Origin of the sequence: Bacillus cereus group sp. N21 (genome assembly GCF_016483395.1) — a bacterium.
In the GTDB taxonomy this organism is placed as follows: domain Bacteria; phylum Bacillota; class Bacilli; order Bacillales; family Bacillaceae_G; genus Bacillus_A; species Bacillus_A pseudomycoides.
The window spans coordinates 68789-82845 of the sequence record NZ_JAEHBX010000012.1; the positions used below are offsets into that span (position 1 = coordinate 68789).

Sequence of the window (14057 nt, forward strand, 5' to 3'; positions counted from 1 at the left end):
TTACACTTATTCATTGTTTACTAAATTTACAAACGCACGCGTAATATTTGTTTTTGTAATTCGACCAACAACTTCTAACCCTTGTTTCGTGTCTTTTACCACTGGTACAGCATCAATCTGTCTTTCTATTAATTCCATCGCAACATCATATAGAGAATCCTCTCTACGGCACATTGCGATGTTTGGCATCCTTGTCATGATAATATTAACCGGAAGCGATGTTAAATCCTGCTTTCCTAAGCTTGCACGTAATAAATCTTTACGAGAAACTACCCCAACTAGAAGCGTCGCTTGATCTACAACAAATAAAGTACCAACATCTTCTAAAAACATGGTACAAATCGCATCGTATACGGAAATATTTTTATCAATTACAACCGGTCTAGATTGATAATCTTGTACCTTAACTTTCTTAACAGCTTCTGATAATAACTGTCCCCCAGTTTTCCCTGTATAAAAATAACCGACACGTGGACGTGCTTCTAAATAACCTGCCATCGTTAAAATCGCTAAGTCAGGTCTTAATGTTGCACGTGTTAAATTTAATTGTGCCGCAATTGATTCCCCTGTAATAGGACCGTGATCTTTTACAATCTGAATGATATGTTCTTGCCGTTTATTCAGTTCTATGATAATCACCACCTTCAATGCAAAACGAAAAAAGTTATACTATCTCTTAAATATTATATACTAAATATGCTTTTTGAAAAAGAAAGTATGTAAAAAGGACCTATATATGGTCCTCATTATATTTGAAATTTATCAAGTTGTTCAAGAAAACGCCTTGATTTCAAATAGATTCCGCAATATTCATCATAATATGTATTTAATACTGTACGTATTTGCCGCTTCGTTCCATCCTTAACAGATACATTACCAAGGCGAGCTAAATCAAAATGATAAAAGAGACGTAGCAATTTATGAACAGCCTCTCCCACCGGAATACGATATGGATCTTGCTGCGCATGACGCGAGCACAGAAAACCGCCTTCTCGGACAGAGAAGGCGACAAAATCTGCTTCTTGGTGACAAATTGCACATGTATCAAAGTATGGATGCATCCCTAGTACTGGGAGCATTTTCGTTTGATAAATTAAAGACAATACTTCAGCATCAACACCCTCACACATATAGTGCAACGTTTGATGTAACATTTCAAATAAATACGGATTATGTTTCTTATCTTCAGTTGCTTTATCGGTCAATTCCACGATAAATGATGCATAAGCAGTTAAAAATATATCTTCACGAATTTCTTTCATAGATGAAATTATTTCACCTTGTTGCAAAGTCCCAAGTCCAGACCCCATTTGAATCAGAAAGTGACCGTGCATCATAAGTTGCGAAATAGATGCTAACCTACTTTTCGGTTTTTTCGCCCCTCTTGCCATTGCACTTACCTTTCCAAGCTCACGGGAGAATATCGTAACAATTTTATTCGTTTCTCCGTAATCTGTTGTCCGGATGACAATTCCCTCAACTTTTTGAAACATGTTTGTCACCATCCAAGGTTTGAACAAAACGGGTCAAGAAATTGGAGAATCTAGATGCGCTAGCTCCTCTTCATGTTGATCCATCTCATCGTTTACGTCTTTTTCCATTTCCTTCAAAAGCAAATACGTTTCAATGCTTCCTGTTTTGGAGAAAAACTTCCAGGTAAAATCTAGCATAAGAATCCACCTTTCTCAGTAAGCGTAGCATATAAACCAATTTCTTTTGTTGTTATTAAAATGACCCATTTTGTCCATTTTCATGTGAGAAAAATTTTCCTAATTTCTATTAATACTCATCTTCACGGAAACCAAGATCGCGAAGTTGTGACATTTTATTACGCCAATCTTTTTGTACTTTCACCCACACTTCTAAGAATACTTTTGAACCAAGAAGTGCTTCAATATCAAAGCGAGCTCGCTTTCCAACTTCTTTCAGCATCTTCCCTTGTTTTCCGATAATAATTCCTTTTTGCGATGGACGCTCTACAATAATTGTCGCATTCACATAGACCGCTCCACCTTCACGCTTTTGAATCGCATCAATCACAACCGCTACCGAATGTGGTACTTCCTCACGTGTTAAATGAAGTACCTTTTCACGAATAAGCTCAGCAATAATAAATCGCTCTGGATGATCCGTTACTTGGTTGTCTGGATAGTATTGTGGTCCTTCAGGTAAATATTTTTTAATCGCACCGATTAACGCCTCAACATTATTACCATCCAATGCAGAAATCGGAACAATTTCTGCAAATTCATGTAACTTACGATATTGATCAATTAATTCCAGCAATTGTTCCGGATGAACTTGGTCAATTTTATTGATTACTAGAAATACCGGTTGCTTTGTTTCTTGTAATTTTTCGATAATAAACTCTTCACCACGACCAAAACCTTCAGCAGCATTGACCATAAATAATACAATGTCAACTTCTTTTAATGTCGTTTGTGCCATTTTCACCATAAAATCGCCTAATTTATGCTTCGGCTTATGTATTCCTGGCGTATCAATAAAGATAACTTGTGAATCATTTTCTGTGTATACACCTTGAATTTTATTACGAGTTGTTTGTGGTTTGTCGCTCATAATTGCAATTTTTTGACCAATAATTCGATTTAAAAATGTAGACTTTCCAACATTCGGTCTTCCAATTATAGAGACAAAACCTGATTTATAACCTTTTCTATTCATGTAAATCCTCCGCTAAAAATGCTCCTGGTAACAATTCTCCAACTGTTGTCTCCTGAACGTCACCATGTAAATTTGATAAGTATACTTTCGTATCCTGTTTACATAATTCTATCATAACTTGACGGCACGCTCCACAAGGAGGTACTGGACGCTTCGTATCCGCTACTACCGCAATGGCTACAAATGCTTTATCTCCTTCAGAAACTGCTTTGAATAAAGCTGTTCTTTCTGCACAATTACATAATCCATATGATGCATTTTCAACATTACATCCTCGGTATACTTTTCCATCTTCCGTTAATAATGCTGCACCTACTTGAAACTTAGAATATGGTACATACGCTTGTTTACGCGCTTCGATTGCTTCTTGAATTAATTCTTTGCTGTTCATGCTCTCGCATCCTTTCCATTCACAATTGTGAAAAGATAAAATGAAACTTTCATTAACGGCGTTCTTAACGCTACCAAAGCATAACAAAAGCTTTGGAATGCAACTATACCATATAAGGTAAAAAGATAATAGCACCAATTATAACAGCTATAACAGTAAATAATAGCACTGCACCAGCAGCAACATCCTTTGCAATTTTCGCAAATGGTTTAAAATCCGCTGTGACTAAATCAACTGTTTTTTCAACTGCCGTATTGACCATTTCCAAACTCATGACAATTCCAATTGTAATGAGTAATATGAGCCATTCCGTTCTCGTTACACGGAAATAAAAGCCGCAGCATATAACAATAACTGCGGCCCAAAAATGAATTTTCATATTTCGTTCGTGACGAAGACAAAAGTATATACCAGCTATAGCATATCCAAAACTATTTATAAGTTTTCCTTTTTTCATCTACCTAATCCGAACGCCTCTAAAATTTCTTTTTGCTTTCCAAACATTTCTTTTTCGTCTTCATCTGTCATATGATCATAACCAAGTAAATGCAAGAATCCATGCAACGCTAAAAATCCTAATTCACGATCAAAGGAATGCCCATATTCTTCAGCCTGTTCTTTCGCTCTTGGAATAGAAATAATAAGATCTCCTAGCATACGCGGCATTTCCGCGCCAACGATCTCCATCTCTCCTTCTCCCATATCCTCCATTGCAAAAGAAATAACGTCTGTCGGTTGATCTTTGTCGCGATAATCACGATTAATTTCTTGAATACGTTCATTATCAACAAATGTAACAGAAAGCTCTGTTCCATCTTCTACGTTCTCCATTCGTGCAGCTTGCTCTAGCAAATCGCAAATCATATTCACATATTCTTCTTTCACTTCTTCTGTTTCATCAAAAAAATCTATTAATAAACTCATTCTGTCCCCTTTTCTTCCGGCGGTTCCGGATATTTAATACGAGAATGAAAAATACCATTTAACGTTTCACATAAAGTTTTCCCAACAATTTGTAATTCTTTAAATGTCAAATTACATTCACTAAATTGTCCATCCTGCAAACGATCTTTTATAATACTTTGTACTAAATTATTAATTTGTTCTGGTGTCGGATGGTTCATAGAACGCACTGCTGCTTCGACGCTATCCGCAATCCCAACAATTGCAGACTCTTTTGACGTCGCTTTTGATCCTGGATAACGGAACATTTTTTCTGTATATCTCTCTTTATCTTCTTTAATTGCTTTATAGTAAAAATATTTAAGTAATGTCGTTCCATGATGCTGTCCTGCAATATCAATAATTTCTTGCGGAATATGGTGTTCTTCTAACATTTTTACTCCATTTGTCACATGAGCAATAATAATATCTCTGCTCATTTCAGGATCTAATTTATCATGTGGGTTTTCAATCCCCATTTGGTTTTCTATAAAGAAATGAGGCTGCACTGTTTTCCCAATATCGTGATAATACGCACCAACACGTGCTAAAACTCCATTTGCTCCAACAGCCTCACAAGCTGCCTCAGAAAGGTTAGCAACCATAACGCTATGATGATATGTTCCCGGTGCTTCTAGTAAAATTTTACGAAGGAGCGGATGATTCGGGCTTGAAAGCTCCATAAGCTTCATACTTGATACAATTCCAAGACCACTTTCTAAATACGGTAAAATCCCCATAGCTAAAATGGATGAGATGATACCAGAAGCAGCAGCCATTAATAATTGTGAACCAATTTCAAGCGGCGAGAAGTTTCCATTACGCAAAAGTAATAGCGCAGCTAATACAACTACATTTAGAACAGAAACAAGGATGCCCGCTTGTAAGATCATCGAACGTCGATTTTTCTCTCTCAAAAAGATACTAACCGATAACGAGCTTAATAAAACATAAATACCTACACTATAATTCAGTGTACTCGTTACACCTTCATTAAACATAATACTCCCACATACAGAGAAGATCATACTTGTTATAAAAACAAAACGATCACCAATCATTAATTTTACTAGTATTGTTCCCATCGCGACCGGAACAACATATGCGATACCGGCATATTCCAACTTTTGAAACAAACTAATGATTTTCATCAAAACGACTGTAATCGCTACAATTGTTGTATAAGCTAAAATATATGGTTTTTCTTCTCTTTTCAATTTTAAAAACGATTCAAATTGCTTATGCATAAAGAATAGGAGTACACCAATAATGATTGCTAATCCTACAAATGGCTGAAATGTATTTCCTTGTTCAAGAAGCCCAACTAATTTCAATTGATCGTATACTTCTCTTGTAATCGTGTCGCCTTCCTTCACAAGAATTTGCCCTTGAAGAATATAAACTGGCGCAACTGCATCTTCCGCTACTTTTTTCCGGTCTTTTGTAGCAGTTGAATCATAGAAATAATTTGCTTCAATTGCATATTTCCCAAGTACGTTAAGTGCGTCTTTTAAATCGCTATTCACATTAACATTGCGTATTTCATTGACAAATCGTTCTCTCGCATCATTTTCTTCATTCATTTTAATGTGAGTACTCATAATATTATTAATCGCTGTTACCATAGCATCTCTTGCTAATGACAATTGATCTGGTCCAGCATTTACAAACTGTAACAACACAGAATCAGATAAACTTTTTGTTAAATCTGTAGGCAATTTCTTCTTTAATTTCTCCAATCGTTCTGCAGCAGAAATCCTTTTCTGTTCATCAGGACCAGCAGCCTTCGTGTCAGCTTCCACTTCTTCTATCGCTAAAAAGACAGAGTTTACAATATCTACTTTATTTTGCTTGTATTCACTTCGATATGTATATTGGTCCTCTACCTTTTGAGCAGCTTCTCTCTTCTTTCTATCCGTCGTTACTTTATCTTCGATTTTGATAGGAGAGTGGATTGTTTGTTTCGAAATAGATAGCATTTTAACATCTAGTTGCTCTGGTTTCACATTGTTCATGAGTGCAAAAAACAGTACCGCTCCTAATAAAATATAAGAAATCCAGCTTAATTTTTTCGAATGTTGTATGTTACGAAACCACCTAGAAATTTCTTGAGATCTTGACATGATTTCAATACCTTCTCCTCTCCAGACATAAAGTGAATCTTTAATCAACGGGAGTTTTTTATCCCCACTAATGATTAACCCTCACCAATCGGGCTTTTTATAAGCAGGCTTCTACATTGCACTGCACATTCGCAAGTAAATGAATCTACTTGTCCATCCTTTAATGATAGTAAAAAATAGGCTATTCGCCAACCCTTTCATCTATCTCTATCATACAAAAAGAAATGATCCTTACAAATAGGATCATTCCATTTTATCATATGCCTCGATAATCCGCTGCACAAGGGGATGTCTTACAACGTCCGATTGCTCTAATTTAACAAATGAAATCCCTGATACACCTGATAGAATATTCGCAGCAATTGAAAGTCCCGACTTTACCCCCTTCGGTAAATCAACCTGCGACGGATCGCCAGTAACAACCATTTTCGAACTAAAACCTAGGCGAGTTAAAAACATTTTAATTTGAGCACCAGTTGTATTTTGAGCTTCATCTAAAATAACGAAAGAATCATCCAGCGTACGTCCCCTCATATATGCAAGAGGTGCAATTTCAATCGTTCCTCTCTCTAGCATACGCTGTGTATATTCTTGCCCAAGAATATCATGAAGCGCATCGTATAAAGGACGTAAATAAGGGTCTACCTTTTCTTTTAAATCACCTGGTAAAAAACCTAAGCTTTCCCCTGCTTCTACAGCTGGTCTTGTTAAAATAATCTTTTTTACATACCCTTGCTTTAATGCTCGTACAGCCATTACCACAGCTAAATATGTCTTCCCTGTACCAGCAGGCCCTATTCCAAATACAATATCATTCTTCTTCATCGCATGAATGTACTGTCTTTGCCCCATTGTTTTCACACGGATGGATTTACCTTTTGCTGTTTTAAAGATCTCCTCTTCATATAGCTCTTCAAAATGAGTTATTTTCCCTTGACGGCCAAGCTGAATTGCATATGCAACATCTCGTTCCGAGATTGATACACCTTTACGAATAACAGCAAGTAATTGCTGTAAAATTTTTTCAACAAGCGCCACGGTTTCATCTGTTCCAGATACACGAACAGATTCACCTCGCGTTACGATAGATACGGCAAGTTCTCGTTCAATTACTTTTAAATGTGCATCATTCACTCCAAATAGAGCGATTGCTTCATTAGGATTTTCCACTTGTTGATTCATTTCTATTAATTGTTCTGCCATTACTCAGTCTCCTTGAATATCGGATTCAGATATCGGTTGTGGCTCTGCAATATTTTCAATCACTGTATAATGTAATGTTACTCTTAGATGATTCGCCTCAACCTCGTTGTGCAAAATCTTATCACTTACAATCATAGCATGTTCATCCAATTTTTTCTTTAGTTCTTTTTCAGCCATTTCTTTCGCTACTCGCATTGCTTGTTTTTCTGTATATTCACGATTCGCTTCTTCCTCTTCACGCACAATTTCCCTTTCATAGGAAATAGGCAATATAAAACCAAACAGTTTCACATCATGTTTGACATTTTCAGTACGAGACCGCTTATACTTATCATGCTGAAATCCCCATATTTTTATTTTAACACTTCCAAGACGAAGATAATGCTCATTATATGAATTTCCTGTATACACTTGAAATGTTGTTTTTAAAGGAACTGTCACTTCAGATTCATACCACGTTTCTCCATATACAATTCCTTTAGCAGAAACAATCGTTGGATTATCCTCTTTTCCAAACATCCCTGACACAAGAAGTTGTCCCTTTTGCACATAATCATTTTTCATTACAACTGGTTTTCCAGTTTCCACAAATGTTTTTGTAATGATTGCCTCTTTTTTGGCAACTAAATTTTGTGGTTTTTGCTCTTTCTCCTTCTCCGGCTCATTTTTTTCAACAATTTTAAAATGATATGTTGTCCCCTTTATCTCTAGGCCAGCCCATGTAATCGCATTAATATTATCTGTCAAATGACGCTGAACATCTTCTACATTCGGCATTTGAAATTGCAGTCTTCCTTTTTTAATGCCCATTTTATCCAATTCTTTTATAAGAATATATTCCGTTTCCGGTTTTGCCCCTGTAATCTCGATTTTCCAGACCATATTTGATAAAGCAATCATACCGAAAAAAAAGATAAGAAAACCGATTAAAAAACCACTATTCTTAAGCAAACGCTTATTCCAAAACGGAAAACCGAAACGTCCAATAAAGTATAGCTTACATTCATTTTTTCGATAGATCGGTCTCAGTCGCTTCACATCACGAAGCAACATACAAAATACTAATGTATCTTCTGCAATCTTCTTTACATCCCATACGACTAAATTTCTGCGCACACATTCATTAATAAAACGCTCCGCTCCTCTACCTTCAATTCGAACCTTCACATACCCAAGCCATCGTGTGAACCATTGATTTTTCATCGTCCGTCCCACTACCTTTCTCAAGAGCACAAATGTTACGCCACTATTTTCGTAGTGCTTTCTTCAGCTTTTAACATTCAAATAGCTCGTACGAAACGAAATAAGAAGAAAAACTTCACTAATGGAAGTTTCATTATAATTTATCTTTCTTCTCATTTTCCAAAAACGTTACTTGTTCAATAATCCCTTCAAGCAAAAGCTCTTCTGGAAGAATTGTTTTAATAACAAACGATTGCCCTTTTATTAATAGTTGACCATGTTTTAATAACAACCGCACTTCTTTATCTGTAAATACTAATAACCCTCGATGATTTTCTATATAAATATGTACTTGCCCGACAAGGGTAATACGAGGTAGATCCATTAGTACATCTACTGGTAGGTCTATTTGCTTTGTTAGCCAATTTTTCATTTGCACTAATTTCTTCATCTCCAAGACCCCCCTCTCATCCCATATGTATGAAAAAAGAGCTTGTAATATCACGTCCAAAAAGAAAAAAGCATAAAAAAACGTCTCATTTCTCATGAGACGCTTTTTTATGCTAATAGCTGTGCAACCAGCTTATTCACTTGTGATCCGTCTGCTTTACCTTTTACTTTCGGCATAACAGCACTCATCACTTTACCCATATCTGCCTTAGAAGCAGCACCAACTTCAGAAATAACTTGCTTAACTACATTCACTAGCTCTTCTTCTGTTAGTTGTTCAGGTAAATACGTATTTAAAATCTGAATTTCATTTTGCAGTTTATCAACAAGGTCATCACGACCCGCTTTTTTAAATTCAAGGAGGGAGTCCTTATGCTGTTTTACTTCACGAGTTAAAACTGTTAATTCCTCTTCTTCAGTAAGAGTATGTTGCAGTTTAATTCCTTCATTTTGCAAAGCAGCCTTAACCATACGAATAACGGTTAATTTTTCTTTTTGTTTATTCTTCATCGCTTGTTTCATATCATCGTTTAAACGACCGAGAAGACTCATAACTTACACCCTCTCTTAGAATTTACGCTTTCTTGCCGCTTCAGACTTCTTCTTACGTTTTACACTTGGTTTTTCATAAAACTCGCGCTTTCTTGCTTCAGCAAGTGTACCAGTTTTAGAAACCGATCTTTTAAAACGGCGAAGTGCATCCTCCAAAGACTCGTTTTTACGAACGACTGTTTTTGACATTCTCTTTCCCTCCCTCCGAAACATCACACTTACATACTAACTTCAGCATGCAAAAAGAAACACTTCTTCAGCATGTCTTTTACGATTATAATACATTTTGTTACTTCAGGTCAACTATTTGACAGAATAAAAGAAGAGTAGATGCCCTTCTTCTATCTAAATTTGTTCAAATCATACATTACAGCTAATGTATATTTTATTTTTTGAACAATTCAATCCATCTAGCTATAATAGCTAGATGGATTCGTTTCTTTTACCTTCCATACAAGAAGATAACAAGCTTATCAGATAGGACTAAACAGTCGGCTCCGCTTTTAAATTAATAATCCGTTGTTGCTGTTTTCCCACTTACTAGTGCAACACCAGCACTTGTACCAATACGTGTTGCTCCCGCTTCTACCATCGCGTCCATCTCTTCTCCGTTACGAACACCACCAGAAGCTTTCACACCGATTTCTGGCCCAACTGTTTTTCTCATTAGTGCTACATCTTCTACTGTTGCCCCGCCCGTTGAGAAGCCAGTCGATGTTTTTACAAAATCTACACCTGCTTTTACAGATAATTCACAAGCACGAACTTTTTCTTCTTCTGTTAATAAGCATGTTTCAATAATAATTTTTACAAGCGCTTTTCCTTTTGCAGCTTCTACAACCACACGAACGTCGCGCTCTACTAATTCATCATTTTTATCTTTTAATGCACCAATATTAATTACCATATCAACTTCTGTTGCACCTTTTGCAATTGCATCTTGCGTTTCAAACGCTTTTGTTTCTGGTGTATTTGCTCCAAGAGGGAAACCGATTACTGTACAAATTTTTACATCTGTACCTTTTAATAATTCTGCTGCAGTTTCAACCCAAGTAGGGTTTACACATACAGACGCGAAGTCATGTTTCTTTGCTTCCTCACATAATGTAACAATCGCTGCTTTTTTTGTATCCGGTTTTAATAATGTGTGGTCAATTAACTTTGCATAGTTCATTTTTCATATGCCCCTTTCTTCACCACACGGTTGTCTGACAACCATAACGGTTAGCATTATAGCATGAAATATTACAACTTCATATCTTAACTTCTCCAGCAAAGAAAAAAGCATGCAAACCCTTTTCGTTTGCATGCTTTTCTCTTACGCACTTGCTGATTCTTTTTTCACATCATCTTCAAGAACACGAACAAATTGCGCTTCGTTATATGGGTAACCAGCTTTTGTAATTTTCACTTTTACTAGTTTGCCGATTAATTCTTCAGATCCTTCAAACACAACTTTTAAATAGTTATCTGTATAACCTACATATAATCCTTCACGATCGCCGTCTTTGAAAGGCTCTTCTGGAATAATCTCAAGAACTTCACCTTCAAATTGAGATGCGTATTCTTTCGCTAACTGATTCGATAATTCAATTAAACGATGAACACGATCATTTTTTACTTCTTCAGGAATTTGGTCATCCATACGAGCCGCAGGTGTTCCTGTACGTTTTGAATAAGGGAACACGTGCAATTCAGAGAAACGGTTTTCTTTAATGAAATTGTATGTTTCCATAAATTCTTCTTCCGTTTCACCAGGGAAGCCAACAATTACATCGGATGTAATCGCAAGGCCTGGTAACGCTTCTTTCAAGCGATCTAAACGCTCTTGGAAAAATTCCATCGTATACTTACGGCGCATACGTTTTAGTACAGTGTTAGAACCTGATTGTAGTGGAATGTGCAAATGACGGACAACTACTTCAGATTTATCTAATACTTCAATTACTTCATCTGAAATTTGACTCGCTTCAATTGAAGAAATACGAAGACGTTTCAAGCCATTTACCTCTGCTTCCATATCGCGAAGCAATCCAGCTAAATTGTAGTTTTTCATGTCTTCCCCATATCCACCTGTGTGAATACCAGTTAAGACGATTTCTTTATAACCTGCATCCACTAATTGCTGCGCTTGGTGAATAACTTCTTTTCCATCACGAGAACGCATTAAACCACGTGCCCAAGGAATAATACAGAACGTACAGAAATTATTACAACCTTCTTGTATTTTTAAAGATGCACGTGTACGGTCAGTGAAATACGGTACATCAAGTTCTTCATATACACGTGTTTTCATAATGTTACGGACAGCATTGATTGGTTGACGTTCTTTACGAAACTCTTCAATATACCCTAGCATTTTCTCACGATCTTGCGTACCAACAACGATATCTACGCCTGGAATCGCCATAATTTCCGCTGGAGATGTTTGTGCGTAACATCCTGTTACACAAATAACAGCGTCTGGATTTTGACGTACAGCACGTCGAATAACTTGACGGCTTTTTTTGTCTCCAGTATTTGTTACTGTACATGTATTGATTACATACACATCAGCTTTCTTTTCATATTCAGTTCTTTCATAACCACCTTGTTTAAACAGTTGCCAAATTGCTTCTGTTTCATAGTGGTTTACTTTACAACCTAACGTGTGAAACGCAACAGTTGCCATTGATCATCACCCCATCAATTCAAAATGATAAGAAGCGGCACTTAACGCATAAAGCGGCGCCGTTTCTGTTCGTAAAATCCTCGGCCCTAAACTACATGGTATAAATTTATGTTCACGAAGCGCAGAAATTTCTTCCTCAGATAAACCACCTTCTGGGCCAAATACAACCAACAGTTTTTGACCACGTTCAAGTGCCGTTAAAGCCTTCGCAAAATTAGCTTTTTCGCCTTGCTTTGCTTCCTCTTCATACGCAACAAGACAAACATCATAATCACTGCTCATCGCAAGGAATTGTTTAAATGATGCCGGAGCATGTACAGCTGGAATTTCACTTCTATGCGATTGCTCTGCAGCTTCTTTCACAATTTTTTTCAAGCGCTCAACTTTTTTATCTGCTTTTTTTGCATCCCATTTTACAATAGAACGAGATGCTTGAAATGGTAAAAATGCGGCCGCCCCAAGCTCAGTTCCTTTTTGAAAAATTAACTCTAGCTTGTCTCCTTTTGGCAGTCCACTTGCAATCGTCACGAACACTGGCAGTTCACTTGACGCCTCTACCCATTCTACAATAGCACTATCCACAAATTCACTGGTAATTTCAGCAATTGTACACATTGCTGTTTTACCGTTTACACAGCAATAAATGTGATCACCAACTGACATGCGCATCACTCTTGCGATATGATGTACATCATCACCTACAATACGAATACTTGTATCATTTACATACTTCTCTTCTACAAAATAACGTTGCATCTCATCACCTTAGTAAAGTTTCGTTCCTTTCGTAAGTCCTCCCTTACGAAAAGAACGAAACGTTATCATTTTAATATAACAAACGGCAAGTCTCTCACTTCATATAGCGAGAGACTCTTTCGTTCATTATTAACATAAATTATATATTACGCATTTCGTGCAATGATTGCTACCCAATCTTCCATTCTTAACACTTCTTCAATTGTAAATCCAGCTTTTTCTAACGCCTCAGAGATTACTTTTTCTTTTGCTCCAATAATACCAGATGTAATAAATAGTCCACCCTGTTTTACAACTCTCGCTGCGTCTTCAGGGAATAGAAGAATAATTTCTGCAAGTAAATTTGCTACAATCAAATCTACTGGTCCTTCAATACCTTCTAATAAACTATTTTGTCCGACAGATACGATACCGTCCGTTTTATTTAAACGAACATTCTTCTCCGCACTTTCAACTGCAACTGGATCTAAATCATACGCTTGAACAGATGCTGCACCTAATTTTGCTGCAGCAATACTTAATACACCAGAACCTGTTCCAACATCAATTACGGTATTACCTGGCTGCACTGTTTTCTCTAACGCACGAATACACATCGTTGTTGTTGGATGTGTCCCTGTACCAAATGCCATCCCTGGATCTAATTCAATAATTTTTTCATCTGGAGAAGAAGGTATATATTCTTCCCAAGTTGGCACAATTGTGAATGTATCAGAAATTTGAACTGGATGATAATATTTTTTCCAAGCAGTAGCCCAGTCTTCCTCATCGACTTCATTAATCGTAATATTTCCTGTACCAATTTCGATGTCGAAAGATGGAAGTACATCAATAGATGATTTTACACTCGCAACTGTTTCATGTAAAGAATCCGTTTGTGGGAAATATGCTTTTATTAACACACCATCTTCTGGATATTCAGATGGATTGAGGGCATAAATTTCACCATACTGTTGCTCACGCTCTTTTGTTAACTCTGCCGGGTCTTCAATCGCTACACCGCTAGCACCTGCTTCGTGTAAAATATGAGAAACAGCTTCTACTGCTTCCTCTGTTGTATGAATACTAATTTCTGACCATTTCACAATTTACCAACTCCATT

Annotated in this window: 17 protein-coding genes; all 17 read right to left on the reverse strand. The window is 36.7% G+C overall.

Annotated features, from left to right (window positions below):
- Window positions 1-6: 6 nt before the first annotated feature.
- Window positions 7-639 carry a transcriptional regulator CcpN gene (locus tag JDS96_RS09525; protein WP_026008574.1) on the reverse strand — a complete coding sequence of 211 codons (633 nt, stop codon included), beginning with the start codon at window positions 637-639 and terminating at the stop codon, window positions 7-9.
- Window positions 640-746: 107 nt separating this feature from the next.
- Window positions 747-1493, reverse strand: a complete 747-nt coding sequence (recO, locus tag JDS96_RS09530) for a DNA repair protein RecO (protein ID WP_016116361.1) — start codon at window positions 1491-1493, stop codon at window positions 747-749.
- A 33-nt stretch (window positions 1494-1526) separates the two neighbouring features.
- On the reverse strand, window positions 1527-1670 hold the full coding sequence (locus tag JDS96_RS09535) for a YqzL family protein (protein WP_000883924.1): 144 nt from the start codon (window positions 1668-1670) through the stop codon (window positions 1527-1529).
- 109 nt (window positions 1671-1779) lie between these two features.
- Entirely contained in the window at window positions 1780-2685 is a 906-nt protein-coding gene (era, locus tag JDS96_RS09540; RefSeq protein WP_018765845.1) for a GTPase Era, read from the reverse strand.
- The gene (locus tag JDS96_RS09545) at window positions 2678-3076 is read right to left on the reverse strand and encodes a cytidine deaminase (protein ID WP_003200655.1); all 399 of its coding nucleotides are present in this window, start codon (window positions 3074-3076) and stop codon (window positions 2678-2680) included. The genes era and JDS96_RS09545 overlap by 8 nt, the downstream gene beginning before the upstream one ends.
- 103 nt (window positions 3077-3179) lie before the next feature.
- A complete protein-coding gene (locus tag JDS96_RS09550) occupies window positions 3180-3533 on the reverse strand; it encodes a diacylglycerol kinase family protein (protein WP_199666669.1) in 354 nt (117 codons plus the stop codon).
- Window positions 3530-4000 (reverse strand): rRNA maturation RNase YbeY, encoded by a 471-nt coding sequence (gene ybeY, locus JDS96_RS09555; protein ID WP_018765846.1) that lies wholly within the window; start codon window positions 3998-4000, stop codon window positions 3530-3532. The genes JDS96_RS09550 and ybeY overlap by 4 nt, the downstream gene beginning before the upstream one ends.
- A complete protein-coding gene (locus JDS96_RS09560) occupies window positions 3997-6141 on the reverse strand; it encodes an HD family phosphohydrolase (RefSeq protein ID WP_026008575.1) in 2145 nt (714 codons plus the stop codon). The genes ybeY and JDS96_RS09560 overlap by 4 nt, the downstream gene beginning before the upstream one ends.
- 243 nt (window positions 6142-6384) lie before the next feature.
- The gene (locus tag JDS96_RS09565; protein ID WP_199666670.1) at window positions 6385-7344 is read right to left on the reverse strand and encodes a PhoH family protein; all 960 of its coding nucleotides are present in this window, start codon (window positions 7342-7344) and stop codon (window positions 6385-6387) included.
- Between the two features lie 3 nt (window positions 7345-7347).
- Window positions 7348-8547 carry a sporulation protein YqfD gene (yqfD, locus tag JDS96_RS09570; protein ID WP_018782549.1) on the reverse strand — a complete coding sequence of 400 codons (1200 nt, stop codon included), beginning with the start codon at window positions 8545-8547 and terminating at the stop codon, window positions 7348-7350.
- 133 nt (window positions 8548-8680) lie between these two features.
- Complete coding sequence (yqfC, locus tag JDS96_RS09575; protein WP_003200641.1) at window positions 8681-8977, reverse strand: sporulation protein YqfC; 297 nt, start codon at window positions 8975-8977, stop codon at window positions 8681-8683.
- Between the two features lie 107 nt (window positions 8978-9084).
- On the reverse strand, window positions 9085-9528 hold the full coding sequence (locus JDS96_RS09580) for a GatB/YqeY domain-containing protein (RefSeq protein ID WP_003200639.1): 444 nt from the start codon (window positions 9526-9528) through the stop codon (window positions 9085-9087).
- Between the two features lie 15 nt (window positions 9529-9543).
- Window positions 9544-9717 (reverse strand): 30S ribosomal protein S21, encoded by a 174-nt coding sequence (gene rpsU / locus JDS96_RS09585; RefSeq protein ID WP_000048061.1) that lies wholly within the window; start codon window positions 9715-9717, stop codon window positions 9544-9546.
- Between the two features lie 319 nt (window positions 9718-10036).
- Window positions 10037-10702, reverse strand: a complete 666-nt coding sequence (gene deoC / locus JDS96_RS09590) for a deoxyribose-phosphate aldolase (protein WP_199666671.1) — start codon at window positions 10700-10702, stop codon at window positions 10037-10039.
- Window positions 10703-10846: 144 nt separating this feature from the next.
- Window positions 10847-12199, reverse strand: a complete 1353-nt coding sequence (gene mtaB / locus JDS96_RS09595; RefSeq protein ID WP_003200635.1) for a tRNA (N(6)-L-threonylcarbamoyladenosine(37)-C(2))-methylthiotransferase MtaB — start codon at window positions 12197-12199, stop codon at window positions 10847-10849.
- Window positions 12200-12205: 6 nt separating this feature from the next.
- Window positions 12206-12955 carry a 16S rRNA (uracil(1498)-N(3))-methyltransferase gene (locus JDS96_RS09600; protein ID WP_199666672.1) on the reverse strand — a complete coding sequence of 250 codons (750 nt, stop codon included), beginning with the start codon at window positions 12953-12955 and terminating at the stop codon, window positions 12206-12208.
- Between the two features lie 146 nt (window positions 12956-13101).
- The gene (prmA, locus tag JDS96_RS09605; RefSeq protein WP_199666673.1) at window positions 13102-14040 is read right to left on the reverse strand and encodes a 50S ribosomal protein L11 methyltransferase; all 939 of its coding nucleotides are present in this window, start codon (window positions 14038-14040) and stop codon (window positions 13102-13104) included.
- Between the last annotated feature and the right edge of the window lie 17 nt (window positions 14041-14057).